Below are 26084 nucleotides of genomic sequence, written 5' to 3'. Positions count from 1 at the left end.
TGCTCTGTTGCCTCATCCTTTACTTTTATTCGAAATTGTAAGGATTAATGTGCACCAAAACCCGCTGAACATCGGGGTGCTGACGAAGCAAGGTTGTTTTGACGGCTTTACCAATTAAGTGACCTTCTTCCACACTAATATGGGGATCAACACTTACTTTAATATCAATGACAATGTAGTGACCGTGCGTCCGCGCTAATAGTTCGTCAATACGTTCTACGCCAGCAATGTTAGCCGCTGTTAAGTGAAAAGGCTCAGCATCCTTATGGTCAATGACCTGCTCCATAATAATTGAACTTGATTCACGAGCCAGATCAACACCTACTTTAATAACAATAATGGCAACAACTAAACCAGCTAATGGATCAAACAAAGCTAGCAAACCAATATTTAAGTAATATCCAATTAATGCCATACCAACCCCGAATAGCGCTGCAATTGATGATAGAGCGTCAGAACGATGGTGCCAAGCATCGGCGACTAGTGCCGAGCTGTTAAGCCGCTTACCAAGTCGATATTTGTATTGGAATAAACCCTCTTTTACTAAAATAGAAGTTGCAATGGCAATTAAGGCAATCCCTTTTGGTGTTTGAATATCACCATTTAAAAGGAGCTTAAAGGATGCAACAAATATTTCAAATCCAACAAGCATCAGTAAAAAGGCAACAATAATGGTTGCAATATTTTCTGCTTTTCCATGCCCATAGGGGTGATCCTGATCTGGTGGCTTTCTAGCTGTTCTTAGGCCAATTAAGACAGCTACTGAGCTCAATACATCGGAAGCGGAGTGAGCCGCATCTGCAATTAGCGCCTGGCTTCCAGAGATCCAACCAATAAAGCCTTTGAAGGCTGTTAACACAATATCTAAAAGAATGCTAATCCAAGTGGCAAATTGGGGATCAGCAAAACGCTTTTTCACATCAAACACCTCAATCATCTTTCCTATTTTAACTGCGAATGAGCAGTGTTTTTTTATAGTAGCAGACAAAGGGTATGTGGGTCTAGAGCAACGTTATTGGTATGTATCATTGAAGTTAGTAGATGCTAAACATTCTATATAAACGCTAATATTTTGCGCGACAGCAACTTTTTTATTAGGCTGAAAAATTAGCTGCTGTGCGTAGCTAACGCAGTGAGCTAAAGGCTGCGCCTTAATTGTCTATATAAGAATAAGAATAGAATGACAATAAAGACAAGGGATCCAAAGAAAAGGAGAACGGACATGGGGTTGGATATTTGCATTAAATTCCATCTTGAACTATTATGTAGCTAGATTATATTAAGTTGATCAGGAGGACAGATAGTGATGACAGAGAACAAATTATCAAATGAACAACAAGCAACATTGCTAGCAACGTTAAAGTCTAGGTTTGAAAAGAATGCAGATCGTCACCCAACATTAGCTTGGGCTGATATTCAAGTTAAGCTTGAAGGAGATACGGAAAAGCTATGGTCACTTTATGAAATGGAGCAAACAGGCGGTGAGCCTGATGTTGTCTGGTATGACAATAAGGCAGATAAGTATAGCTTCTGTGATTGTGCACCTGAAAGTCCTAAAGGTCGTCGTAGTCTTTGCTATGATCGAGAGGCATTAGAGTCACGCAAGAAAAATAAGCCTGATAATAGTGTCACTGATCTGGCAGCTTTAATGGGAATCGAACTTTTAACTGAGTCTGAGTACCGTGCTCTACAGGAACTAGGGTCATTTGATCAAAAGACATCAAGTTGGATCCAAACACCGGAAGATATTAGAGCTAAGGGTGGCGCCCTATTTTGTGATTATCGTTTTGGCCATGTGTTTGTTTATCATAATGGCGCAGAATCTTATTATAGTGCCAGAGGGTTTAGAGGCAAATTAACATTGTAACGTTAAAAGAAAATTAAAGGTTTATCTGAGAATTTATTTTCTAAATGAAGTAAACACAACATATAATAGTCTGTGAGCAAATATAACAGAAATAAGTAGTAAAATTATAAAAATATGGTATAATTTACTTAATAAAGCTTCTTAATGGGAAGCTTTTTTAGAAGATATAAAAGATAGCGCTTACATAAAGGCTGAGGAGGATTGTAATGGAGCTGAGTGAATATCAGTGGGTTAAGCAGACACGAAAACATTTGTTAGATCAATGCAAGGTAATTGCTAATGAGGATCTAAATAAATACTTGGGCTTTGGATTCGGCAGTATTAAGGATATGCTTTGTCATGTTGCAGAGTGCTACCATGCTTGGTTAGGTTCGTTTGTATTAGATGAAGTGACTAAACCGGTCTATTCAAAGCAGGAAATTGACAATATGAGTATTACAGATATTGAGCGTTATTTCTATCAGGCAGATCATTATGTGGAAAAAGTATTGTCTAAGTCAAGCAGTCAGCAGGGCGAGCAAATTAAGAGGCAACTACCATGGTCAACGGAAGGTGATGTTGTTAGTAGGTCAGCAATTCAGTTGGTCATGCATGCTGTGACTCATGAATTTCATCATAAAGGGCAAATTGCAATGATGCTTCGTTTGTTAGGCTATATTCCTAGAAATACGGATGTTATTAGGTGTGAGGAATAGTTATATCTATTTTGGAAGTTCTCTATTTCCTGCCTTATATCAACATAGTAAGGTTCTGCTAAGCTGGCTGCAGGGAGGGCGGAGGATTAAGTCTATGTATTGACATGACCAGTAGCTAGTTTGGTGAACCATCTCTTCCTTATAAGGCTATTGTTATTAACCCTTAGTGGAGCTATGTTCCTCTTTTCGTAACCGTGGTTTGCGCTCACGGGATGTGAGTCTGCGGCTCGATGTCGCGTCATTATTCTAATTTCTTTGATGTGGATTTCAAGCTCACGATACCCCCAACAGGATCTCCACATATCTATCCTGCTGTATTGTAGGCGCTCCGAACATGATACTCCTGTGGAAATAAGAAGAGCTGAGCACCAACTTCTGGCGCGCATTTCTTCACAAAGTGGGGATGTTAGACTAAACCCGTCCCGTCCTGGGACAACGTCTAACTGACACACATCCTTTAGGCCCGAAGCCAGCCACGCAAAAAGCAAATCCATTCCTTTTCGGAACGACATAGTGCATTAAACTGATAGAAAAATCAACAGGGGTAGTGCATACTACCTCTCTCAAACACGGTTAAGGCTTAATGACTATTTTCATTGTGCAAATGTTAAGCTGATAATAATATAAATTCCTCTATTTTCTATTTTTAATCCATTTTATTTGCTATAATAATAAAAAAGATTGAAAGGGTGGTTATAATGACGATTATTCATTTGAAGGATGTAACGAAGCGTTATAAAAAACAAGTAGTTATTAATGAAGTAAATCTAAAGATTGAGCGCCCTGGAATTTGGGCCTTAGTCGGCCCAAATGGAGTCGGTAAAACAACACTCCTCAACTGCATTTGTAACATTGTTCCTATCAGCTCAGGAACTATTACCTTGCTGGGTAAGTCACACCGGTCCTATCATGTGTTTAAGCAGATTGCTTTTCTTCAAGATAATAGTATTCTATTTCACTATTTAACTGGTTACGATCATTTAAAGTATGTTGCTGACAGTCACCAAGTACCTAAATCTAATATGTTAGAGGTGGCAGAATATTTAGGTATGTCTAACTATTTATTTAAAAGGGTAGAAGATTATTCATTAGGGATGAAGCAACATTTACTTGTAGCACTTTCACTAATAAATAAGCCTAAATTACTCTTAATGGATGAGCCGTTAAATGGGCTAGATCCGACAAGTGCCATTCTTATAAGGAATATATTACTAGATTTAGTAAAGCAGGGAACAACGGTCATTCTATCTTCACATAATTTAGCTGAAATTGATCGTGTAACCAATCAAATTATTTTTTTGAAAAATGGGAAACTTTTTGAGGTTAATCGAAGTGATTATCTAACAACTCGTTATTTATTTAAAGTATCCAATGCTAAAAAAGCCAAAAAAGTACTTACTGAAGCACGCTATCAAGTTAATGATTCAGCCCATAATTTGGATATTGAAATTAGTGAGCAGGACCTTGATCAGTGTATCAAACATATTCACAATAGTAATATAACGATTTTAGATATTCAGAAGCAGGTTTCTAGTTCTGAAGCATTATATCAAGACTATTACAGTGAGGTAATGAAAGGTGCTCATTAAATTTGAACTAAAAAAATTGTGGCGTTCTCGTTTATATGTTATTACATTAATCCTTACAATAGCTTTTGTGTTAGGTTTTTTTATTAGAAATATTGTTTATCAAGATATAAATAAGGCAGAGGAAATAGCGCGATTTCAAGGCTATCGTTCGGATGTGCTATCTCAAATTATTTATCAAACTGACCTTTTGCGTGAAATTGCAGAGGGTGTCGACGTTAATTTAGAAGAATCACTCAAGGTTGGTAGGGCATTGTATCATGCACTCGGAGATTTAGTAGAGGCAAGGGAACGTGATCAAGAACTGGCTCTGTTGCAGTTAGAAATTGATGCATTGGAATTAGCAATAATTTATCAAGATCTCGACAACTATTTTCCGTTATCACTGGAGGAACTAACTGACGAAGTAGAAAAAAACACCAAACTTATAAGTGTAAGTTTACCAAAAGAACCTGAGCATGCATCAATTCAGCCTGCTGTATTTTTACGACAAATTGCATCGTTTTTCTTTACTGGTTTCAGTTTTTATGTGGTAATTACCGTCATTGGAACACCTATAGTTAAAGAGTATGATGATTATAGCATTAAACTAACCTATAGCTTACCTCTATCATCTCGTCGCTTAATACTATCTAAATGGGCAAGTCTAGTTATTAGTGGTGCAATATGGTTAAGTACCGTTATATGCTCTGCATTAATAGTGTCTACTCTGTTCGGCAAGCAAGTTGATCAGCCATTTAATTATCTTTTCAGAACTGCTCAACAAGACTTTATCCGAGCAGATCATTATACTTATCAAATTATTCTATTTGGTTTCCTGTTTATCTTGCTATTGACGGCTTTGGTTGTGTTACTAACCCTTTTAGTGAAACGATCACGTGTTGTTCAACTCTTAACCCTAGTCTTATTTTTAAGTGTTGAAGTAATGCTACGTCAAGGGCTAATAAATGTGACATTTCCATTTACTTATCAGAACTTAGATCTTGCTATTACCCATTTTGCTCCAATCTCTATTAACGGGTTGGCTATGATAATAAGTAATGTCTTCGTAATATTAGGACTAGCCATGCTAATAGATAAAAGGAGGAGATACTTATGCTAAATTTATTTTTGTTTGAGTTTAAAAAACTGACAAAAAACAAGGTGGTTTGGCTGTTGGTTTTCCTTTGTATGCTAGTTTCACTGGGGCTGTATGCTTTTCATAGCTTGAAGGCGCAAGCAATACGACAGCAAGTATTAAATCAATACGAGCAACAAATTAACTATCAGTTAGAGAGTGCGGAAAACTGGTTTTTAGAAGAGGAGCAGGCTAATGAAGAAGATGATCAAGCTTTAATTGAAGAGGCAAAGATGATGGGAGCGTTGGCCCTTGAGCGTCACCAAGAGTGGATAAAGCTTAAAGCAGATTATAGGAAAGGTGCTTTTGAACAAATTTATAACAGTCAATTGAACGATCTGGAGTGGATAGTGGAAAGTCCTGAATATGGAGTTTATGAAATTGAGGGCCAAGAAATTAGTAGCTTCACCCTGCAAACAACTTATGCTGAGAAGCAATACTTAATTGATCATGGAATTCAACCGTTCGAACAAAATACGATCTATCAGCAATTTTTGCAGACTGAGTATGATGAATTAACCGGACGTTCACAGGAAGTATGGGATTTGCTGACACAAAGATATAGCTCAAAAGGTGTTTACTATTTATACAACATTGTAAAGATGCTTTATCTACCAAGCGTATTTTTAGTGGGGTGCTTTATTTTTGGGAATACTTTCACATCAGAATGGCGAAAAAAAACACTTGCGATTAGGTTTCATCGCGTGCTCCCTATTAATGAAGTTAACTTGTTTTTTGCGAAAATTCTATCGGGATACTGTGCTGCCTTATTCTTTACAATCGTCATGGTAGGCATTCCCATCATAGTCGCCATGATTGTATCCAGCTTTGGTCAGCTCGACTATCCAGTTCTTGTCTATGAATTACCCAATCAAACACTTGAATTTGCTTCAATTAATGATGCATTTCATTTTATTCCCTTAAATACATACTTGAGGCAGACAATCCTACTTGCCCTTGCGAGTAGTCTGTTCATCTATGCGCTATACAATGTTTGTTCCCTGTTCGGCAAGGAGCCGATAATAACAACTATTATGACCGTGATTATTTGCTATCTCGGTATGAATTTTGCACATTCACTTAATCCATTTTCTTACTTAGATACAAACCGTATTCTAACACAGCTTATTCATCTCGAGACACACTCAGCAGCATTTAATTATAGAAGGGGAATATGGCTAAGTATTGTTTTTGCTTTGTTATTATTATACTTTTGTTATGTTGTTATAAAACAAAAACTCGGGAGGAGAAGAAAATGATTTATCTTGTAATGACAATGCCTGCTAACATACTGAATTAATAGCTAATATTATAAGTGTGAAGCAATGTCCTTTTACTCAAAAACACAAATGTGCTCCCTTATAGCGACGGGCTGTGAATGTGTTGGACAGGTTAAAAACAAGATGGTCACCTGTAGTGTCATTATTAATTTTCACTTTAAAATCATTCTGGGATGAATAGGGGATGGACCATCTCCTATTCATATTATGTTTTTATTTTAATTCTTTTGATTGCTGGTTCCTTTAAATCTAGACCAACCCCGTCGCAAGGAAAAAAATAGCCAATCCGTGAGTTAGTGTGGCTGCGATAATACCATGGTCTTTGCGTACCCAAGCACAAATTAAGCCCTCATACAAGGTAAACAGCAGTATCCCAATCCCTAACGTTGTGACAGAAATGGCTAAAAAGGTATGCCCAACTGCAAACGTAGCCCCCGATAAAAACACTGCTTTATTGCGGCCGACCTTTTCCGCGAAATAGCCTTGCAAGTAGCCTCTAAATAATACCTCTTCTAAGAAATTCCCTGTTAACCCAAGCCACAGGATAGCTAAAATAAAGTGATTGGCTACCTCCCCCCCTCTTAATTCAATCGGAATGGTACTATTCAAAACAGCAAATGGGAGAATAACAACTCCAGCACCAATCAGCCCAACTAGAAGTGAGCGTCCTTTTTTTACACCAAACCAAACTAAATAGATTGAGAAATCCTTATTCAAATGGATAATCACAAGTGTTAACAATAAGGATGTTGCTCCTAGGACAACAACAACAAAAAGATCATTACTAAAACGTAACCACATGACAAAGTCGGTTACACCTAGATCCCACATCTTTAGCGGTGTCATGGCATCACGGATAAGAACAAACCCGAAAATGAGTAGGAGGATCCGAACTGCTTTTTCAGATTTTGGGATAAAATAATAAACCAGTCCAAATAGAACCAACCCAGGAATAATATTAGCTGAATATTGTAGGAGTAGGTCCATTAACAACACCTCTTTTTAAAATTAATCATAGCATACATATAGCGATAGAGGTGATTATGAGTACAGTAAAGTTGAAAAATTCGCACTGCTATCATAATTAAACTATACTAAAAGAAAGCTGGATTTAAGGATGGTGTTTTATGTTAACGATCGGGTATATCGGCAATGGGAAAAGTACCAACCGCTATCACTTACCTTTTTCAACTAATAATAATAATATTCGGGTTAAAACAATCTATTCTCGCACGCTCAAACAGGGAGAATGGGCGCAGCTTTCAGGCGTAACATATGTTGATAACATTAATGAGCTTTTGTTAGATGCAGCTATTGATTTAATCGTTATTTGTACACATATGGACTCCCATTTTGATTATGCTAAGCTAGCGCTTGAGCATGGCAAGCATGTGCTGGTTGAAAAGCCGTTTACTGAAACCGCTGATCAAGCAAGAGCGTTATTCTCGCTTGCCAAAGAAAAGAACTTATTCATTCAGTGCTACCAAAATCGTCGCTATGATTCAGATTTTTTAACGGTTCAGAAGGTTATCGATTCAGGTGTACTTGGTGATTTATTAGAAGTAGAGATGCATTTCGATTATTTTAGACCTGAGGTGCCAGAAGGGATCACGAGCTTTTCAATTGAGACAAGCTATCTATATGGTCATGGCTGCCATACCATTGATCAAGTATTAGCGTATTTTGGTATGCCGGATCAGGTTAGCTTTGATGTCCGCCAGTTACTTGGTGTAGGGAGAATGAATGATTACTTTGATTTAGACTTCTTCTATGACAATTTAAAGATCTCGGTTAAATCAAGCTACTTTAGAATTAAGCCGCGTCCAAGCTTTGCTGTATATGGGAAAAAAGGAAGTTTTGTTAAGGAAACGAAGGATCGCCAAGAGGAGCATTTAAAACTGTTTTATCTGCCTGAACATGAGGACTTTGGAATCGATTTGCCTGAGCATTACGGTACGCTAACCTATCTTGATGATAATGGCAACTATCATGAAGAGAAGGTTGTGTCGGTTGCAGGTGATTATGGTCAAGTTTATGAGGACGTTTATCAGTCTATTATTAATGGAGCGGATAAGGTCACGACTGATAAACAAACAATTCGTCAGATAGAGTTACTTGAAGAGGGGCTCGCGACTATATTAAACGAAGGATAATTAATCATTCTAGGAGGTTACATAAATGAAGCTTGGGATAGTAGGTAATGGGAAAATTGTTAAAGAGTTTCTAACGTTTATTAATGATTTACCAGAGGTAGAACTTAAAGCTATTGTTGGGCGAGAGTCTCGACTATCGCTATTAAAAGAATTACAGGATACGTATCGTATTGAGCAGGTCTATACGAATTATCAAGCATTTTTAGATGATCCTGAGATTAACACTGTTTACATTTGTTTGCCAAACCATTTGCACTACGCATATACAAAGGAAGCATTGCTTAAGGGTAAGCATGTCATTTGTGAAAAACCGTTCACATCTAATTTGCAGGAATTTACGGAGTTGAAAGAGCTGGCACTTGAGAAGGGGCTTATTCTGCTAGAGGCAATTACTAATCAATATCTCGTTAATTATCGAACATTAAGAGAGCAGGTAAAAGATTTAGGAGAGATCAAAATTGTGGAATGTAATTATTCGCAATACTCGTCCCGCTATGATGCCTTCAAAGCTGGCGAAGTATTGCCCGCCTTTGACCCAGCGATGTCAGGTGGTGCCCTAATGGATTTAAATGTTTATAATCTGCACTTCGTTGTAGGAATCTTTGGTAAGCCAGCTACAGTCCAGTATTTAGCTAATATGGAACGGGGTATTGATACATCAGGCATTCTCGTTCTTGATTATACTAATTTCAAGGTCGTTTGTGTAGGAGCTAAGGATTGTTCAGCTCCCGTTCAAACTACTATTCAAGGTAATAAAGGAAGTATTCTCGTTAAAGGACCGACCAGCATCTGTGCAACTTTTGAAAAGATTAGCAATGACGGTTCGAGAGAAATCTTTGATCACAACGTACACCAGCACCGGATGTATGAAGAGTTCTATTATTTTAATCAGATTATTGATGAGCTCAATTATGATAAGGCAGCAGCAATGCTTGAGCATAGTCAAATTGTCATGGAATTAGTTGATCAAGCAAAAGTGAGCGCTGGGTTAGTCTTTGCGGCTGATCAGTCGTAATATAATAATAAGTCATACTTAGCATGCTGGCGTTTGTAAAAGCCGTATATAACCAAATAGCCACCCGTAACGTTTAACGGGTGGCTATTCTCTCGGGTATAAAGCTAACAGTTAGTTTTCCTGCGAAATAGGGTAGCATATCTCCACATTATCCTCTGGTTCAATCCAGCTAGAATAAATTTCAAGTGTCCAATTTTTTGGCTGCCTTTGGTAGCCTTTTTCAGCAATCCATCTATGCAAGGCTCCATATGAATCGGCAATACCTGATCCGTGGCCTTGAAAGTGAAGTACGGCATACTATTGAGCTGGAATGGTTAGACTAACCATTCCATTAGGAATAGCCTCAAAGGCATTGACCTCATGACAGATCCAATAGCCATCTTCCTCTGTTGATATCTCATTAGCTTTAAATATCCCCACCAATCTCCTTAACTCCTTTAATAGTAACTTCATTTGCGTCGCTCATTCTTCTCCTCCTTTTATTTTATTAAGGTTAAGCCACATTTAAGTATGTTGTATCGCTTAAAAAGTGGGATTTAGCCTAATATTCACTAAATACATCACACTAGCTTGTAAAAGGCTGAAAATTCAGAAAAGCGTTTACTTAAGATTAATAAGAAATTTACTTGAAGTAAAGATAATTGCACTAACAGGTAATTCATAAGGTATTGTTAATGCTCCAGTCGTATTTTAGGTTTAGTCTTATATCGCCAGGAAATCACATTGTATACCTTAATTCAACTGCAATGATATAAAACACAAGTAGGCGACTAAGCTTAATTAGAACTTAACGTTATCAGTATCGTTGTTAAGGGCAAGAATACAAATCGTTTGCAATAAAACTAACCATTGGTTATTATTTAATATAACCAATGGTTAGTTTTAATAATAAAGGGGGAATAAACATGCGTTGTATGCAATTATCGGAGCATGTCTGGAAATTAAGTAGTCGGGTCATCATTCCGATTAGCATTTGGGTGGTAAGGGATGAGGATGGTGTTATTTTAATTGATGCTGGAATAGGGATGATGGCTAAAAAAGTTATTAAGCAAGTTGAAGCTTTGAAAATTGGTCCAATTAAAGCTATTTTACTTACACATGGTCATTCTGATCATATTGGTGGATTAACTATGCTTAGTCAGGATTATCAACTTCCAGTGTACGCTAGTGCAAAGGAGATTCCTTACTTGGCTGGTGACCATGCCTATCCGGGACGAAAGAAGGCTGTCGCTTATGTGGAGAAAGCAAAGCTTACGCCATTGCCAGAGCAGGATGGGGAGCTTACAGTTATTAGTGGTTTAAGGCCATACTTAACGCCCGGTCATTCACCAGGTCATGTTGTGTATTATCATGAAGGCGATCGTGTTTTAATTGGTGGTGATTTATTTACCTCAAAACAAGGTCAGCTTAAGCGTCCATATGCACTCTTTACACCCTACATGAATCAAGCCGTGGAGAGTGGGGCGATTGTTAAGCAATTACAGCCTGATACTGTGAGCCCTTGTCACGGTGGTGAGGTTGTTCGACCGGCTGAACAATATGACCATTATTTATTGGACTGGAAACAAAAAAAGAAGGGTAAGGGTATCAAATGAGTAAACGACAAGAACGAGCTATTCGGACACAGCAAGCAATTTTGAAAGCGACAGAAGAATTGTTCTCTACGCGTGATTTTAATTCGGTGACGATGCGGGAAATTGCTGATAAAGCTGGCTGCTCGCATACAACGATATACTTGTATTATAAAAATAAAATGAGTCTTTTGCATGAATTGGCGATTGAGCCGCTCACACTTCTTTTAGATAGATTTAAGCTAATTGAGAGTAAAGGAGAACCAGATGCGATTATTAAAGGTATTAGCCTTGCGTACATCCGATTTGCCTTCGAACACAAAAGTATGTACGAGATTTTCCTAACTAAGGCTGGAGAGAGGGCTGATTTAAAGGAGCGAAACTATAAATATAAAGTAAATGAACTGCGCATCCAATTGCTTGATTCTTTGCAGAGAGCTATTGAAAGAAATGTCCCAGGTTTAAAGCAAGATGAGGCTCTGCAACATACCCGCATGTTTTTTTACCTGCTACATGGTCTAAGTAGTACCTACTTAGATGATGTATACAATGAAGCGCTTATTGAACGATTAACAGTAATATTAACTGATGCTATTGATGTGATGTTGCTTGGTATTAAGGCTTACCATAGCAAAACTTAATTTCAGTCTTAGCATAGGGAACCTGTTATAATAAATGCTAGTCTAAGTGGGCATGAAGAAATTACCCACTGATTAAGGATTCACTTTTTGAAAAGTTGGACGATTATAAGTTTCTTGCTTATTGGTACGATTGTTATAGTTGAAAAAGCAAAGGAGGCAGTACTTATGAAAGAGCAGAACAAGGCGCTAATTATTATTGATGTACAGAAGGCGTTCAATGATCCAAGCTGGGGAGAACGAAATAATCCAGAAGCAGAAGCAAATATTAAACGACTGTTAAAAGTTTGGCGTGTAAAAGGCTGGGAAGTTATTCATATTCAGCACAAGTCGGACAGCGAACACTCAAGATTTTACAAACATGGGGCCGGATTTGCATTTAAAGAAATGGTCCAACCAATAAATGGTGAGAAAGTGATCGAGAAAAAGGTTAACAGTGCTTTTATTGGAACAGATCTCAAAGCCTATTTAGATAAACGTATGATAAAAACTGTTATTATAGTAGGATTGACTACACCACATTGCGTATCGACAACGACAAGAATGAGTGGGAATTTTGGTTATGATACTTATTTACTTTCTGATGCGACAGCTGCCTTTGCGCTTAAGGATCATACTAGTAATGATGTTGATGCAGAGGCAGTGCATCATGTATCTTTAACAACGCTTCATAATGAATTTGCCACCGTTCTAACTACCAAGCAGTTACTCGCTTTGTTATAGCTACCTAGGGTAATGGAAACACCTTAGCAAGGTTTTTGCAGCCTTACTTAGGTGTTTTTTTTATTTGCGAACACCCTACTCTACATTGTTTGTGCTTATTAATCAAAATGAGGCTAACGGTCACGATTACATAGAAAAAAGCATAAATCGCAAGTCGTTCAACCATATTAAAAGTAAACAGACCGATTAAATAATTGTTTAATAGATGAACGAGTATTGGAATTGAAAGATTGCGACATTTGTTATATAAAAGGCCAATAATAATTGAGCAACAAACAATTGAAATTAAAAAGCTACTAACGTAAACGAGTAAAGGTCCCCATGCCAAGCCGGAAACCAACCACAAAGGAAGATGCCAAAATCCCCAAATCAGTCCAACTCGCACAGCTGATGCTAGTAAACTATACTTCTTTTCGAGTTCTATCGATAAAAAGCTGCGCCAGCCTAATTCCTCGCCAAGCGGGCCAGCAATCAAATGAACAGGTAACATATATAAAAGGGTAACGGGAGAGGTGATGACAAGTTGATTAACAGGGATTTGATAAAAAAAGATGACAAAGCCTAAAGTACCTAAGAAGACCATTAATGGTAACAGAATAGATACTAGTAAGATGCGAGGTTCTACCTTGACCGAAAACTGCTCTTGAATAAAACGAAGCCTGCTATCTGCTGGATAGATCCTCTTAAACATAATGAGAAAGACAAAGGTGGGTGACCATGCTGAAACAGTCTGTAGGAAAGTTCCCAATGAGGGCATATTTAAAAGATACATGACCATCCCTATTAGTCCAATAAACAAGAAGAACATAAGATATGAGAAAAGGATAAAATGTCTAATATGTTTACGCATGGAAAAACGTCTCCTTCTATAATGATTTATGAAAGTGAAATTATAGTTTATTATAAACGCTTTTATTTGGTAAGTGAATCAATTTCATAATTACTGATAAGAGATGAATATACGAACATTAAGAAAATGATAGTCGATCACCAGGACAACGATTAAGGTTACAACAGTGATTCGTTCCTGCAGCCAATGGACTCTCTTTCCGAAGGCATCGCCTCAGCTAACTAGTGATAGCCTCTACTTCCCTAAGAAGCAATTATTACTTGCTTCTCACTTTATTGTATAGTACTCTGTATTATAGAGTACTATACAGGAGGTATTATAAAATTGTCAAAGAATGATTTTACAACCACAAACCAGAAGCAAGCATTTGATGATTTGAACTATATTAAACATTTAACGACTAAAACGAGAAATAGTGCAGCCGAAGCAAGTCCATATTTTATTATCTGGGGTACGATTTGGATAATTGGCTACGGTGCCGAAGCAATTGGCTATGGAGCAATTCTACACTGGATTTGGAGTGCACTTGGTGCGCTTGGCATGATGCTAACCTTCTATACTTCTTTCCGTCAATCACAAAGAAGCCCGTTACCAAAAGTCGTTGAGCAACAATTACAGCGGGGATTTATTGGTTTTTCAATAGTAGCTAGTTTGGTTATCATCTTAATTGTCACCGACTTCCTTCAGTTTCAACCCGAGTATGTTGGTCTATATGCCATTATTGTAACTGCGGTTATGTATATGTTTATTGGAATTGCGCTAGGTAAGGAGATTTTCCTAATGGGGTGTTGGTTTGCTATTCTGGCAGCTGGTAATGCCCTGTTCTTTCCCCCATACCATCCAGCATTAACGGCTATTATTGGTGGAGGGAGCATTTTATTTACCGGCTGGGTATTAAGGCAATGGAGTCAGAAAAATGACCGATAAACCTTTAAATAAATTAAATGATTTAATACATGGTAAGGCGCGATTAGGCATTATGAGCCTGCTGATGACCTATGGAGAGGGCGATTTTTCCTTTTTGAAGGATCAGCTTGGTTTAAGTGATGGCAATTTAGGTGCTCATATTCGCAAGCTAGAGGAAGCGGGCTATCTTGACGTAACAAAGCTTTTTCAAAACCGTAAACCAAGAACACTTTGTAGGCTGACGAATGAAGGAAAAGATGCTTATGCTGATTATTTAGCAACTTTAGAAGAAATGCTGTATGGAAAGGAACGTGACAATCATGGAGATAAAAATTGAAAAGGTAAGTAAAACCTTTGGTAAGAAGCAAGCTTTAGAAGATATTAGCTTAACAATCCCTTCCCAAAGCTGTTATGGCTTGCTTGGACCAAATGGGGCTGGGAAGTCAACCTTAATGAAGATTATCACTGGCGTTATTCTCGATTACAGTGGGGATGTCGTCGTTGATAACCAAAAGCTTAATAGGAACCTCCCAGCAATCCAAAGAAAAATTGGCTATGTGTCACAGGAAATTAGTTTAGAACCAACCCTTTCCGCCCAGGATAATTTAATGTTCTTTGGTCGAATGTATGGACTTAGTGGGTCAACATTAAAAGAGCGGGTTGCACAGGTGCTTGCGCAGGTTGGTTTAACTAATCGGAGAAAAGATTTAATTCATACCTATTCTGGTGGGATGAAGAGGAGAATTAATATTGGTGTGGCTTTGTTACATCAGCCTGAGCTGCTCATTATGGATGAACCGACAGTAGGTGTTGATCCGCAATCACGGAACTATATCTTTGAGCTGATTCGGTCGCTCAAGGCTAGTGGGACAACAATCATTTATTCCAGTCATTACATGGAAGAAATTCAAACATTATGTGATGAGCTTGCGCTAATTGATGAAGGTCAAGTTGTAGAAGCAGGTTCATTAACGGCAATTCGCAAACGGCACACGAAATCATCTGTGTTTGTCAAAGGTGCTGATCTTAGTGCTGATAACTTGGCACAATACGGGCTTGTTCATGAACAAAAAGGTGGCTTTACTGTCGAAACAGAGACCCCTTTGCAAACGTTACAGCAAATCTCTTCAGCGTTACAAACAAGTAACCTGGTAGTAGAGCAACTGGAAATAAGTCAATCTAATTTAGAGGATATCTTTCTAAGCTTAACAGGTTCATCATTACGCGATCATAACGAGTAGAAAGGGGTAGGCTTAATGATTACAGGATTAATAAAATTTGAATTAAAAAAGAATTTAAAAGATAAGGGTTTGGTATTCTGGATGCTAATCCTACCAATTGTATTCATTGTCTTGTTCGGCTTTATTTTTGATAATCAAGGTACTGAGATAACTTTTGAGATTCCCTATGTAAATGAAGACCAATCTGAGCTAAGTGAGCAGTTCATTCAAGCACTCGGTGTTAGTGATAGCTTTCAGTTAGAGGAACAGGAGAGTCTCGCTACTGCTATCGCTGACTTGGAAGCTGGTGATATTAGTACCGTCCTCTACCTACCAGACGGGTTCGAGGAGCAACTCATAATTGGCGCTAATAATCCGATCTATTTTCACTATAATCCAATTAATGAAGATAGTATCTCACCTATTCGTGCCTTAATTGAAAATGTAAGCTATTCTTTTCAAGAGCAGCAGTTACGAGCGACCCTTGAAGAAGTAGGGGTAGATGCAGATGCTGCTTTAACACCAGCAATTGAGATTGTCGAAGAGTATGTAGCGGTAGATGATGGCTACGATGCTATTTCACATATTATTCCAGGCTACACAGTTATGTTCACCTTTTACATTATGATTAGTATGGCCATTAGCTTTGTGAAGGATTTGAATAGCGGGCTAGTCGCGCGCTTAACCAGTACACCGTTGACAAAGTATCAATATCTCATTGGCAAGTGGGTACCATATATCCTGATTGTCCTTGCTCAAATTACTGCGTTACTTACGTTTGGTTATTTTGTTTACAACGTCAATTTAGGCAACTTGCTCGCCATTACTGTGCTCGCAATTGCCTTAGCAATGATTACAACGAGTTGGGGAATGACGCTAAGTGTCTTGACCAAAAATGAGAATATGGGGATCGGGATCACTCAAATCATTGCATTGGGTGGCGCGATGATTGGTGGATTGTGGATGCCGACAGAATTTCTACCTCGCTTTATTCAACGTCTTGGTCTCTTCTTACCCCAATATTGGGCCCAAGACGGTTTTTTAGAAATCATGATCTATGGGGGCAACCTAGCTGATGTCTTATTAAATATTTTAATATTACTTCTCTATGCATTGCTAGGCTTTTTAATAGCTGTCCTCAGCTATCGTCGTTTTATCGCAGCGGCAAGAGGATAACGTGCTAAATACCTTGTTCATGTTAAAGCATGGACAGGGTGTTTTTTATTTTCATTAAAATTGATTAAAAATGATTAACGATTTGTATTGATTAGGATCTTTGATAAATAAGGTATACTATCTACTTGTTTAAATGTTTAATCTATCAAATGTGATTGCTATATCTAAGGATTCAAGGACACAAAATAAATTTTGAATATTTTTTTCATAACTATTGACGTTTTATGAAAATGTGATATTATAATTTGTGATAGCGCTGTCATAAAAGGTGGGAGGATATTATGGTAAAAATAAATGAAGCAAAGCTAGAATATGATGTTGTCGTAGCTGGAGGTGGTATCTCAGGTGCCTTTTCAGCAATCGCAGCAGCAAGAAATGGTGCAAAGACCTTAATCATTGATCAAAACGGTTTTTTTGGTGGGACGTTAACAGCTAACGGGGTAGGGCCAATGATGACTTTTTTTGCAGGTGAGAAGCAGGTGATTACAGGACTAGGACAGGAAATGGTAGAACGAATGGTGACGCGGGGTTATTCTCCAGGTCATGTTTACGATTCAACTAACTACATTTCGTATGTCACACCATTTGATGCAGAAGGCATGAAGCTAGTGATTGATGAGATGGTAACAGAGTCAGGTGCTAACATTCTGTTTCATACCTATCTGATTGATGTTGAAACGGATGGGGATACCGTTAGCCATCTTATTATTGCCAATAAAAATGGCGTTTCAAGAGTTAAGGCAAGCATTTTTATTGATGCAACAGGTGACGCTGACATCGCTAATTATGCAGGTGTCCCATATCAGCTAGGCAGAGAAGAAGATAATGCGATGCAACCGATGACGATGAATTTAAAGGTCTACAATGTGAATACAGAGAAGCTACGTGAAAAAGTGTTGGAGGACCCGACTAAATTTCCAAGGTTAAACCGTGATTTAGAAGTTATGAAAACGTCAAAGATTTTGTCCTTTGTAGGCTTTGATGAAGAGTTTAATCGTGCTAAGCAGGCTAAGGAAATTTCGATACCGCGAGAAGATATCTTATTTTTCGAGACAAATAATCCTGGCGAATTTATTATGAATACATCAAGAATCATTAATGAAAGTGGTGTTGATGCTGAAGGCTTAACGCGGGCTGAGATTCTTGGTCGTAAACAATGCGAAGAGCTCTATCATTTCTTAGTTAAATATATCCCTGGATTCGAAGACGCTAAAGTTGCCTATACAGGACCGCGTGTAGGGGTTAGAGGAACACGTCAAATTAAAGGTGTGTATACATTGACAAATGAAGACGTTCTCACTAATAAACACTTTGAATCGACTATTGCCCATTCCGGTTATCCAATTGACATTCATAATCCCAAAGGTGAAGGCACGCTGTCTGTTCATAGTAGTCAAGAAGATGAAATGGAAAACGATGCATTTGATAAAGCGGTCTTTGATAGCTATTATCGGATTCCTTATGAAATTATGTTAACAAATGAATATCGTAATTTAATTGTAACTGGTCGCTGTGTTTCTGCCACATTTGAGGCGCAGGCGGCTATTCGGACAACGCCGACGATGACTGCGATCGGGCAAGCAAGTGGTACAGCTGCTGCGATGGCTGTTAAGAATCAAGATGCACGAACGATTAATATTAAAGGTTTACAAGCTAAATTAATTGAGCAAAAAAGCTTTTTAGAAGCTTAGGAGGAGAAACAGAATGGAGACAATCCAATTAATCGGTATTCTGGCTGTATTTTTAATCTTAGTTGGTTTAATGATGACGAGAAAGATCCCAACTATTTTGGCTTTACCAATTTTGGCAATTGCAATCTCGTTTATTGCAGGGATTCGATTTGTATCGAGTGACCCCGAACAATTTACGATAGTGAAGGATGTATTAGAATCAGGGTCAATGCGTATGTCAACAGCTATTTCCGGTTTAATATTCGGTGCGCTTTTTGGAAAGGTTCTTAGTAAGGTAGGGGTCACAGAAACGATTATAAAAAAGGCTGCTGAAATGGCAGGCGATCGCGCGTTATCGATTGCCCTATCTTTTCTAGCTGTTTGTTCAATAATATTTGCGGCAAGTAACGGACTTGGAATGGTTATTCTAGTCGGGACGATCATTATTCCAATTATGATCTCGGCTGGATTATCGCCAATGGTCAGCGGCATCATCTTATTATTAGCAAATGGTATTGGTGTTACCTTTTCAGTCGGGACATTAGGTGTTTACATTGATGTCCTAGGATTGCCATTAAGTACGGTAACGACATACTCATGGTTAGTCGGGATTCCGTTAATCATCGTCGCTATTTTAATGGTTGTCTACTATGTTAAATTTCAAGGGAAACAAAGAAAGGCTTGGGCAATGCCGTCGGAGAAAGCGATTAGACGCGGTCAAGTACGTAGTATTGCCTTAATTTCACCAGTTATTCCTGTTGTCTTAGTCTTCGCTTTTAATATGCCGTTGGTAGCAGCAATCATTATTGGGATTATCGGCACATTAATATTAAGTACACCTAAAAAACCAATTCATGTAGTGAGTAGTGCATTTATTGAAGGAATTCAAGATGTGGCAGGAGCAGCTTCATTAATGATCGGAATTGGCATTTTGCTTAATGCTGTAATGTCGCCTGAAGTGTCAACGATCTTACAACCAGCAATATCATTCTTAATTCCATCAAATCAATTTATGTTTATCCTTATTTTTGGGCTATTATCTCCTCTAGCCATTTACCGTGGCCCATTAAATGTCTGGGGATTAGGCAGTGGGATCATTTCGTTACTCGTTGCCGGTGGGATGAATCCAATCACCGCGATGGTTGCTTTACGGTTAAATAGTAATGTGCAAGCAGTATGTGATCCGACAAATTCACATAATGTTTGGGTATCAGATTTTACAAAAACAGATGTTAACGAGGTCTTAAAGAAAACGATTGTTTGGATTACCGTCTCTACATTTATTGGTTTAATCGTAGCCTCGTTTATTCTTTATTAGATAGCATAAGGAGAATGAATATGAAACGACAAGTCAGAATCGGGATTGATGTTGGGGGAACATTTACCGATGCAGTTGCAATTGATAACAAAACATATGAAGTAATCGCAAAGCAAAAGATCCCAACTACGCATTCCGAAGGGGTAGCAAAAGGGATTGTTAATATTATCAAAAGCTTACTAGAAGAGAACAATATTTCTCCTGATGATGTTGTCTTTATTGCCCACGGAACCACTCAAGCAACAAATGCTTTACTTGAAGGTGATGTTGCAAAAGTTGGGATTGTTGGAATGGGAACAGGGATGGATGCTCGAACAGCTAAGAAGGAAACAACAGTTGAGCAAATTGAATTAGCACCAAATAAATTCTTAGCAACTGAACATCAATTTATCGATTCTAGCAAACTGTCGAATCAAACCATTTCTGACACCATTCAGGATTTAGTGGGACAGCATTGTCAGGTAATTGTAGCCAGTGAAGCATACAGTGTAGATGATCCAAGTAATGAGTATGATGTCATTAAGCAAGCGCAAGAGCAAAAACTGTTTGCAACTGGGGGACATGAAATTTCCCAACTTTATGGGCTTAAAATGCGGACTAGAACAGCTGTCGTCAACGCATCATTAATCCCTAAAATGATGCAAACAGCTAATATGACAGAAGAAGCAGTACGCGATACAAAGATTAAATCAAACCTCATGATTATGCGCTGTGACGGTGGCGTTATGAATGTTAATGAAGTACGGCAACGTCCAATCTTAACGATGTTATCTGGCTTAGCGGCCGGAGTGGCTGGAGCGCTGATGTATGAAAAAGTAAGTGATGGTATTTTCTTTGAGGTCGGTGGAACAAGTGTCGATATCTCGATTATAAAAAATGGTAAGGTCATGATAAAGTATGCACAGGTTGGTGGGCACAAAACCTATTTAAGATCGTTAGATGTTCGGACGTTTGCAGTGGCAGGTGGAAGTATGATCCGTGTCCAGAATAAGCAAATTGTTGATGTCGGACCACGTAGTGCGCATATCGCTGGTTTAGAATATGAGTGTTTTTCAGATAGCTTAGTCGATGCATCGCTTGCTGTAGCATTTGTATCTCCGCTAGCAGGAGATAGTAATGAGTATGTTACTGTTGAAAGTGATCATAATCACCGTTTCTCTTATACCTTAGCGGGTGCAGCCAACTTATTAGGTTATGTGCCAAAAGATGACTATGCAGAAGGAAACCTTGACAATAATCGTGTGGCATGGGAAGTGCTTGGTGAGTACTTGGACATCTCTGCCGAAGAGGCTGCTAAGCAGGTTGTTGAACTGGCTGTTGGTAAGCTAGTACCTGTTATTCAGGACCTGCTTGCTGAATATGAGATGGATGACAATTTTATTACCTTAATTGGTGGCGGTGGAAGTGGGGCGATTCTCGTTCCAGCACTAGCTGATCATTTCAATTACAAGTGGAAGCTTGCTAAAAATGCCCCTTATATCTCAACAATCGGTGTTGCATTGGCAATGGTTCGCGAGCAGATTGAGCGCTCTGTTACCAATCCAACAGAGCAAGATATTAAGCAAATTCGAGCGGATATTATTGAGAAGATTGTCCAATCAGGCGCAAAAGAAGAAACCGTCGATGTTAATATTGAAATTGATTCACAGCGCAATATTGTACGGGCGATTGCTACTGGTGCCACAGAGCTGAGGCAAAAGAACTTAGGTGAGCAATCATTAACCGATGAGTCAATGATTAAGCTCGCGTCTGAAGCTGTTAATCAGCCAGCAGATACGATTAAGGTTATTCATAAGACTGGCCGATGGAGCCTGCTTGATTCAACTATTGTAAAAAGGAAATTCCTATTTAAATTTAGAACAAAGCATTGCTGTGTCATTGATCGAGAAGGGGTTGTTCGATTTAAGAAAGCAAATGTAAACTATGCGACGTTTGCTAAACAATCAATCGACAGCTTATTCCTACCGTTTATTGATGATAATACTGTTTATTCTGATGCGAATGCAACCATTCCAAAGGTATTTTTATTTTTCAGAGAGAAGATGCTTGATTTTACCGGTATGCAAACGTTGGAGCAGCTTATGTCAATTATGGAAGTTGAGCTAGAAAATTTAAAAGATAACGAAGATATTATTGCTGTTGCCTACCAATAAGGAGATATGTTCAATGGAGTATTCTAATCATTTTTTGGGTTATCTAGAATTGGGTGAGGATCTGTTTTTTGATAAAGTTCCTAAGGATGAAATTTCTAAATATGTAGAGAGAGCTTTAAGTGTTGGGAAAGAAACAGCCGCTCAGCTAGAAATTGCTTCAATTACGCAACACTTAGAGCAAGCAGGTATTGCGTGTGAAGTAAAGGAAGATGATGGTGCCTTCTTTAGAGTGAAATTTAGAGCGCAGTTTGAATATGACAGAAGAAAAGCGCAGCATAAGATTATTCTCTATAAAAAATCTTTAGAAGAATTGGCGCAAGCGAATCAGTTGAGCTATGAGCAAGTAAAAGAAATTGTGTTGACCCATGAATTCTATCATTACTTGGAGCTGAAAGGCACTGAAACGATTAGCACATTTGAGCCTGTTACGACATTTAACTGGCTCGGTTTAACTCGAACAGCTCAGCTAGTGAGGCTGAGTGAAATTGCAGCCAATGCCTTTACAAAGGCATTACTTAAATTAGATAACCTGCCAAATGTATTAGATTACCGGTATATGTTGAAAGGAGGCCTTATTTCTAAGCAAATGCTAGAAAGCAAGTATGAGGAATTCGAGCAGGTGTTTGGATTAAAATCAAGCTAGGAGGTTAGCTGTGTCGACACCTAAGGCAATAACTGTAGATCTTGGCGGAACCCATATTAGATGTGCGACCGTTGATTATCAGGGCAACATTAGTCAATTACAAAAGGAAAAATCCGAGATCCACAAAGGGTATAAGTATGTCATTAACAAAATGATTAGCATGATTAGGAAGCAGACTGCTTTTGATGAAGTGAATTTAATCGGTATCGGTTGTCCGGGTCCTTTATCAGCAAAAAAGGGGGTTGTTTACGCGCCACCGAACTTGAGTGATTGGGATCAGGTTCCATTAACTGCTATAATTCAAAAAGAGGTAAATAAGCAGGTCTGTTTAGAAAATGATGCAAATGTCGCAGCGCTTGGTGAAGCCACATTTGGCTCGGGTAGGGGTTACCAAATTTGTCAGTATATTACGATATCAACTGGAGTAGGTGGGGGAATCGTCATTAATGGCAAGCTGGTATCTGGTCAGCATAACTGCGCTGGAGAAGTTGGGAATATCATTATTCGAGATAATGGGAGTGAAGTAAAAGCACTGAACAAAGGAAGCTTTGAGGGAGAAGCAAGTGGTCGCTCCTTGATGATAAGGGCTAATCGTGCGGGTTTATCTGTTCATGATGCAGAGGCGGTATTTACGCTTTATCAAGAGGGTAGTCCTGCTGCGATGCGGGTTGTTCAGGATTATGCGCACGATATTGCACGAGGGATGGCGACGATTGCTCAGGTTATCGATCCAGATGTATTTATCCTAGGTGGTGGCGTGATGAATGCCTTTGCAATCTTAGAGCCCCTTATTTTAAAATACTATCCATCGTATGTCTATCCTGTAATGGGAGAGGTGCAAATAAAACAAGCAAGCTTAGAAGAGCCTGGTATTGTTGGAGCGGCCTTTTTAGCAAATAACTAGTTAAAAACCATAGTCTGGAAATTAGACTATGGTTTTATATTTACCATTCGTAGAGATTAGATTCTGCCGATTGAAAGGAATCTATAATAGTGTTGCTACTTAATTTGCGCTGTCGCATCGTTTTATTATCTCTAAGAATAGTAGCATAGATGGTATCAAACACAAAATTGTACATTAACGAATTCGAGATAACAAGTGGATTACTGGCAATTACATGATCAGGTGTAATTAACTTGAGGTCAACTAAATCATTAATTTTAGGATTGTCATTTCCAGAAATAAGTAAAGACTTCACGCCTCGGCGCTTTACTTTCTCGAGAAATGGAATAATATCTTTACTAATAACTGAAGGAACCACGGTAATGAGCAGAGAATCGCTATTCATATTTTCTAAAGCAAGTTGTGCCTCTAGTGGTTCTGCAATATAAGTGACGTCTATGCCAATTTGTCTTAACTTAAACATGGTCTCCTGGGCAGCGAAGGATGTTGTGTAAATGGATAGGATGAAAATTTTCCGCGCAAAAGTAATCATAGAAGCTGCGTCTTCAATATCCTTTTCATTTAGCATGGCACATGTGTTCATGATCATTTTCTTATAATCAGCAGCTAAGTATTCGAGCATATTCGAGCTATCGACCTCTTTATTATCAGATAGCTGCTCCATTTGGGTAGTGCTTTGTGCTAAAGCAATTTTAAAATTATTAAAGCCTTTATAACCGATTTTTTTACAGAAACGATTAATACTAGCTTCGGATGTATTTGTTTTCCTTGCGAGTGTAGTAATAGTATTTGTCATAACAAAGTCAGGATTTTTTATGACGAACTGGCTAATCTCGTGCTCGCTAGCAGTAAAGCTAGATTGAAGTGAGATAATTTTCATAATAACAGCAGATTGCATAGGTACACCTCATTAAAAGTAAACTCATAAGACTATTATAGCAATAATTATCCTTCTACAAAAGATTTAATGGGTATATCCGTAAGGGGTGATATTTTTTGGTCAGAAAATAAAAGCTATAATGTTAAAAGAGACTAACTATATAAAGTGTTGATTCATTGTCATCATCTCTAACCACATAGGCAATCGTTGAACCATCAGCACTGATGGTGAAATTATCAATTGAATCACCATCTGAAAGATCAGGTGCATGAATTTCACTTAGATCTCCCGTACTTGGATCGAAGTGTTGAAAGGTATCGTCATAATCGAATAAAATTACTGTACCATCCTGAAGTGGGAAGGTAGCCACACCCATGCCAATCTCTAGCTCTTCTTCCGTTTCAAGGTCAAACGCCATATGTGTCATATCGTCTTCAGCATCAAAGGTCGCGTATAGAGCGTAACGATTATCATATGTTAAGATAGGTGTTTGCGAACGCTCATTGTGAGCGAATAAATTATCTGTGGTGAAGACGAATTCCCCAGTACTAGAGTCGAGATCGTAGCGTACTATCCCAACGTCAAAGATTAATAGAATTAGTTCATTTGTATCTTCTATAAATGCGGTTCGTGGATATGAGTGTAGCTCTTCGTCCTCCTCGCTGTAAACAAGATCAGTGAGATCGATTTCTTGAACTTCATTTTGTGTGATATCCCAAAAAGTTAAGGTAACTTGTTCAGAATAGTCTTTGTAACGGATATACATATGAGGTTCCTCGCTATAATTGGTGCGTGAAGGTGTCAAGATGGTATCCCAATCATTATTCATCACGTGTTCAATTGTTTCTTCAGTTTCAGGGTTAAAAACAATAATTGCATGCCGCTCCTCGACAGGTAAATCCCAGTCGGCTTGGTTTCTTATTATATTGCCTTGTTCAGATAGAAAAAAATAATCAATATTGTCATCTGGAAAATCTAACAATCTTGTTTCACCCTCAATCCATAGGTTAGCTCGTTTGGTATTAGCGAGTCGTTGATCAGTTTCACCCCATATTAATCGCGTTCCATCAGCGGACATGGTGAAGACTAGACCGTTTGCATAACCGTCAATATCAATCTGCTCAATAGCTTCATAACCATTGGAAGAAATCGTTTCTTCATCTTCAGAATCTCCTGGTTGCTGCTCCTGTTCTGGCTGTTGGGGAGTCTCCGTATCTTGAATGTCTCTATTTGTTTGTTCGTCGCCACAGCCAACTAGTATTATCGTGCAAACAATCAAAAGAATAATGCCCGTTTTCTTCACATGCTCACTCCTAAAAAATTTAATCATTTTAAGTACTCCTTAATCTGTTACCCTGCATAGTTTCTTTACAAACATGTAAAGTTTGAAATGTTTTATAAGCTTTTGCCTGTGTATATTGGTAAATTTACTAATTAAAAAATTACAAAGATCAGGGTGTAAAGTCTTATTAATATGTAAATAAAAGAGCTATTTACTAATTATTTTATAGTTTAACCCTCCCAATCTTTTTTTATATAGTAGAAAATATAATCGGTATTTCGATTTAGGTATAAATAATAACTGCTAATTAGTAATGCTAAATATAAGGTAAAATCCTTTTAACGGAAATTAAATAGACTATAATACCTTGTAAAATCCAGTTGAAATAATTACATAGTAAATTAAATGCATTAAAAAAGGATTTATAAAGAAATCAA

At 38.2% G+C, this 26084-nt stretch carries 25 protein-coding genes; 19 read left to right on the top strand and 6 right to left on the bottom strand.

Going from position 1 to position 26084, the window contains the following annotated elements; genetic code table 11:
• Positions 1-25 precede the first annotated feature (25 nt).
• Positions 26-919: a cation diffusion facilitator family transporter gene (locus BM000_RS05350; RefSeq protein ID WP_245751582.1), complete on the bottom strand. Its 894-nt coding sequence runs from the start codon at positions 917-919 to the stop codon at positions 26-28.
• A gap of 387 nt (positions 920-1306) precedes the next feature.
• Between BM000_RS05350 and BM000_RS05345 the strand changes: the two genes are divergently transcribed.
• From BM000_RS05345 to BM000_RS05325, 5 genes are all read left to right on the top strand, one after another.
• Positions 1307-1867 (top strand): DUF4256 domain-containing protein, encoded by a 561-nt coding sequence (locus BM000_RS05345; protein ID WP_091495595.1) that lies wholly within the window; start codon positions 1307-1309, stop codon positions 1865-1867.
• Positions 1868-2073: 206 nt separating this feature from the next.
• Positions 2074-2562, top strand: a complete 489-nt coding sequence (locus BM000_RS05340; RefSeq protein ID WP_091495594.1) for a DinB family protein — start codon at positions 2074-2076, stop codon at positions 2560-2562.
• 698 nt (positions 2563-3260) lie between these two features.
• The gene (locus BM000_RS05335; RefSeq protein WP_177178217.1) at positions 3261-4151 is read left to right on the top strand and encodes an ABC transporter ATP-binding protein; all 891 of its coding nucleotides are present in this window, start codon (positions 3261-3263) and stop codon (positions 4149-4151) included.
• On the top strand, positions 4141-5250 hold the full coding sequence (locus BM000_RS05330) for an ABC transporter permease subunit (RefSeq protein WP_091495589.1): 1110 nt from the start codon (positions 4141-4143) through the stop codon (positions 5248-5250). The genes BM000_RS05335 and BM000_RS05330 overlap by 11 nt, the downstream gene beginning before the upstream one ends.
• Positions 5244-6524 carry a hypothetical protein gene (locus tag BM000_RS05325; RefSeq protein ID WP_091495587.1) on the top strand — a complete coding sequence of 427 codons (1281 nt, stop codon included), beginning with the start codon at positions 5244-5246 and terminating at the stop codon, positions 6522-6524. Before BM000_RS05330 ends, BM000_RS05325 begins: the two co-directional genes overlap by 7 nt.
• A gap of 270 nt (positions 6525-6794) precedes the next feature.
• Here the strand turns inward: BM000_RS05325 and BM000_RS05320 are convergent, their stop codons facing one another.
• Positions 6795-7532, bottom strand: a complete 738-nt coding sequence (locus BM000_RS05320; RefSeq protein ID WP_091495585.1) for a CPBP family intramembrane glutamic endopeptidase — start codon at positions 7530-7532, stop codon at positions 6795-6797.
• Positions 7533-7672: 140 nt separating this feature from the next.
• Here BM000_RS05320 and BM000_RS05315 point away from each other — a divergent pair, with 140 nt between their 5' ends.
• On the top strand, positions 7673-8698 hold the full coding sequence (locus tag BM000_RS05315) for a Gfo/Idh/MocA family oxidoreductase (RefSeq protein WP_091495583.1): 1026 nt from the start codon (positions 7673-7675) through the stop codon (positions 8696-8698).
• A 25-nt stretch (positions 8699-8723) separates the two neighbouring features.
• On the top strand, positions 8724-9713 hold the full coding sequence (locus tag BM000_RS05310; protein ID WP_091495582.1) for a Gfo/Idh/MocA family protein: 990 nt from the start codon (positions 8724-8726) through the stop codon (positions 9711-9713).
• 297 nt (positions 9714-10010) lie between these two features.
• Here the strand turns inward: BM000_RS05310 and BM000_RS16740 are convergent, their stop codons facing one another.
• The gene (locus BM000_RS16740; RefSeq protein WP_177178216.1) at positions 10011-10166 is read right to left on the bottom strand and encodes a hypothetical protein; all 156 of its coding nucleotides are present in this window, start codon (positions 10164-10166) and stop codon (positions 10011-10013) included.
• Positions 10167-10618: 452 nt separating this feature from the next.
• On the opposite strand from BM000_RS16740, the gene BM000_RS05305 reads away from it, so the two are divergent.
• The 3 genes from BM000_RS05305 (at position 10619) to BM000_RS05295 (ending at position 12645) form a co-directional block, all read left to right on the top strand.
• Positions 10619-11308, top strand: a complete 690-nt coding sequence (locus BM000_RS05305; RefSeq protein WP_091495580.1) for an MBL fold metallo-hydrolase — start codon at positions 10619-10621, stop codon at positions 11306-11308.
• Positions 11305-11925 (top strand): TetR/AcrR family transcriptional regulator, encoded by a 621-nt coding sequence (locus BM000_RS05300; RefSeq protein WP_091495578.1) that lies wholly within the window; start codon positions 11305-11307, stop codon positions 11923-11925. Before BM000_RS05305 ends, BM000_RS05300 begins: the two co-directional genes overlap by 4 nt.
• Before the next feature lie 165 nt (positions 11926-12090).
• On the top strand, positions 12091-12645 hold the full coding sequence (locus BM000_RS05295) for a cysteine hydrolase family protein (RefSeq protein ID WP_091495576.1): 555 nt from the start codon (positions 12091-12093) through the stop codon (positions 12643-12645).
• Between the two features lie 43 nt (positions 12646-12688).
• Here BM000_RS05295 and BM000_RS05290 read toward each other — a convergent pair whose 3' ends face one another.
• Positions 12689-13495 (bottom strand): CPBP family intramembrane glutamic endopeptidase, encoded by an 807-nt coding sequence (locus BM000_RS05290; RefSeq protein ID WP_091495574.1) that lies wholly within the window; start codon positions 13493-13495, stop codon positions 12689-12691.
• A 324-nt stretch (positions 13496-13819) separates the two neighbouring features.
• On the opposite strand from BM000_RS05290, the gene BM000_RS05285 reads away from it, so the two are divergent.
• The 9 genes from BM000_RS05285 to BM000_RS05245 all read left to right on the top strand — a co-directional run bounded on the left by BM000_RS05285 (position 13820) and on the right by BM000_RS05245 (position 23485).
• Positions 13820-14422 (top strand): hypothetical protein, encoded by a 603-nt coding sequence (locus tag BM000_RS05285; protein ID WP_091495572.1) that lies wholly within the window; start codon positions 13820-13822, stop codon positions 14420-14422.
• A complete protein-coding gene (locus BM000_RS05280; protein WP_091495569.1) occupies positions 14412-14738 on the top strand; it encodes a winged helix-turn-helix domain-containing protein in 327 nt (108 codons plus the stop codon). The genes BM000_RS05285 and BM000_RS05280 overlap by 11 nt, the downstream gene beginning before the upstream one ends.
• Positions 14722-15642, top strand: a complete 921-nt coding sequence (locus BM000_RS05275; RefSeq protein ID WP_091495567.1) for an ABC transporter ATP-binding protein — start codon at positions 14722-14724, stop codon at positions 15640-15642. Before BM000_RS05280 ends, BM000_RS05275 begins: the two co-directional genes overlap by 17 nt.
• A gap of 15 nt (positions 15643-15657) precedes the next feature.
• A complete protein-coding gene (locus tag BM000_RS05270) occupies positions 15658-16797 on the top strand; it encodes an ABC transporter permease (protein WP_091495565.1) in 1140 nt (379 codons plus the stop codon).
• Between the two features lie 281 nt (positions 16798-17078).
• Positions 17079-18488: an FAD-dependent oxidoreductase gene (locus BM000_RS05265; RefSeq protein WP_091495563.1), complete on the top strand. Its 1410-nt coding sequence runs from the start codon at positions 17079-17081 to the stop codon at positions 18486-18488.
• 13 nt (positions 18489-18501) lie between these two features.
• Positions 18502-19785 carry a transporter permease gene (locus BM000_RS05260; protein ID WP_091495561.1) on the top strand — a complete coding sequence of 428 codons (1284 nt, stop codon included), beginning with the start codon at positions 18502-18504 and terminating at the stop codon, positions 19783-19785.
• Positions 19786-19805: 20 nt separating this feature from the next.
• Positions 19806-21938, top strand: a complete 2133-nt coding sequence (locus tag BM000_RS05255; protein ID WP_091495559.1) for a hydantoinase/oxoprolinase family protein — start codon at positions 19806-19808, stop codon at positions 21936-21938.
• A gap of 13 nt (positions 21939-21951) precedes the next feature.
• A complete protein-coding gene (locus BM000_RS05250) occupies positions 21952-22581 on the top strand; it encodes a hypothetical protein (RefSeq protein ID WP_091495557.1) in 630 nt (209 codons plus the stop codon).
• A 10-nt stretch (positions 22582-22591) separates the two neighbouring features.
• Complete coding sequence (locus tag BM000_RS05245) at positions 22592-23485, top strand: ROK family protein (RefSeq protein WP_091495555.1); 894 nt, start codon at positions 22592-22594, stop codon at positions 23483-23485.
• A gap of 40 nt (positions 23486-23525) precedes the next feature.
• Here BM000_RS05245 and BM000_RS05240 read toward each other — a convergent pair whose 3' ends face one another.
• On the bottom strand, positions 23526-24383 hold the full coding sequence (locus tag BM000_RS05240; protein ID WP_091495553.1) for a MurR/RpiR family transcriptional regulator: 858 nt from the start codon (positions 24381-24383) through the stop codon (positions 23526-23528).
• A 124-nt stretch (positions 24384-24507) separates the two neighbouring features.
• On the bottom strand, positions 24508-25695 hold the full coding sequence (locus tag BM000_RS05235) for a hypothetical protein (RefSeq protein ID WP_091495551.1): 1188 nt from the start codon (positions 25693-25695) through the stop codon (positions 24508-24510).
• Between the last annotated feature and the right edge of the window lie 389 nt (positions 25696-26084).

The sequence above is a fragment of the Amphibacillus marinus genome, assembly GCF_900110345.1.
Taxonomy (GTDB): Bacteria; Bacillota; Bacilli; order Bacillales; family Amphibacillaceae; genus Amphibacillus_D; species Amphibacillus_D marinus.
The sequence above is the reverse complement of the archived record's forward strand: the minus strand, read 5'-3'. Positions and strand labels throughout refer to the sequence as shown.

Coding starts and splice junctions, on each gene's coding strand:
- BM000_RS05300 (WP_091495578.1), top strand. CDS start 11,305: ATGAGTAAACGACAAGAACGAGCTATTCGGACACAGCAAGCAATTTTG.
- BM000_RS05305 (WP_091495580.1), top strand. CDS start 10,619: ATGCGTTGTATGCAATTATCGGAGCATGTCTGGAAATTAAGTAGTCGG.
- BM000_RS05275 (WP_091495567.1), top strand. CDS start 14,722: ATGGAGATAAAAATTGAAAAGGTAAGTAAAACCTTTGGTAAGAAGCAA.
- BM000_RS05240 (WP_091495553.1), bottom strand. CDS start 24,383: ATGCAATCTGCTGTTATTATGAAAATTATCTCACTTCAATCTAGCTTT.
- BM000_RS05280 (WP_091495569.1), top strand. CDS start 14,412: ATGACCGATAAACCTTTAAATAAATTAAATGATTTAATACATGGTAAG.
- BM000_RS16740 (WP_177178216.1), bottom strand. CDS start 10,166: ATGAAGTTACTATTAAAGGAGTTAAGGAGATTGGTGGGGATATTTAAA.
- BM000_RS05290 (WP_091495574.1), bottom strand. CDS start 13,495: ATGCGTAAACATATTAGACATTTTATCCTTTTCTCATATCTTATGTTC.
- BM000_RS05335 (WP_177178217.1), top strand. CDS start 3,261: ATGACGATTATTCATTTGAAGGATGTAACGAAGCGTTATAAAAAACAA.
- BM000_RS05250 (WP_091495557.1), top strand. CDS start 21,952: ATGGAGTATTCTAATCATTTTTTGGGTTATCTAGAATTGGGTGAGGAT.
- BM000_RS05340 (WP_091495594.1), top strand. CDS start 2,074: ATGGAGCTGAGTGAATATCAGTGGGTTAAGCAGACACGAAAACATTTG.
- BM000_RS05255 (WP_091495559.1), top strand. CDS start 19,806: ATGAAACGACAAGTCAGAATCGGGATTGATGTTGGGGGAACATTTACC.
- BM000_RS05310 (WP_091495582.1), top strand. CDS start 8,724: ATGAAGCTTGGGATAGTAGGTAATGGGAAAATTGTTAAAGAGTTTCTA.
- BM000_RS05260 (WP_091495561.1), top strand. CDS start 18,502: ATGGAGACAATCCAATTAATCGGTATTCTGGCTGTATTTTTAATCTTA.
- BM000_RS05325 (WP_091495587.1), top strand. CDS start 5,244: ATGCTAAATTTATTTTTGTTTGAGTTTAAAAAACTGACAAAAAACAAG.
- BM000_RS05320 (WP_091495585.1), bottom strand. CDS start 7,532: ATGGACCTACTCCTACAATATTCAGCTAATATTATTCCTGGGTTGGTT.
- BM000_RS05270 (WP_091495565.1), top strand. CDS start 15,658: ATGATTACAGGATTAATAAAATTTGAATTAAAAAAGAATTTAAAAGAT.
- BM000_RS05235 (WP_091495551.1), bottom strand. CDS start 25,695: ATGATTAAATTTTTTAGGAGTGAGCATGTGAAGAAAACGGGCATTATT.
- BM000_RS05345 (WP_091495595.1), top strand. CDS start 1,307: ATGACAGAGAACAAATTATCAAATGAACAACAAGCAACATTGCTAGCA.
- BM000_RS05265 (WP_091495563.1), top strand. CDS start 17,079: ATGGTAAAAATAAATGAAGCAAAGCTAGAATATGATGTTGTCGTAGCT.
- BM000_RS05295 (WP_091495576.1), top strand. CDS start 12,091: ATGAAAGAGCAGAACAAGGCGCTAATTATTATTGATGTACAGAAGGCG.
- BM000_RS05315 (WP_091495583.1), top strand. CDS start 7,673: ATGTTAACGATCGGGTATATCGGCAATGGGAAAAGTACCAACCGCTAT.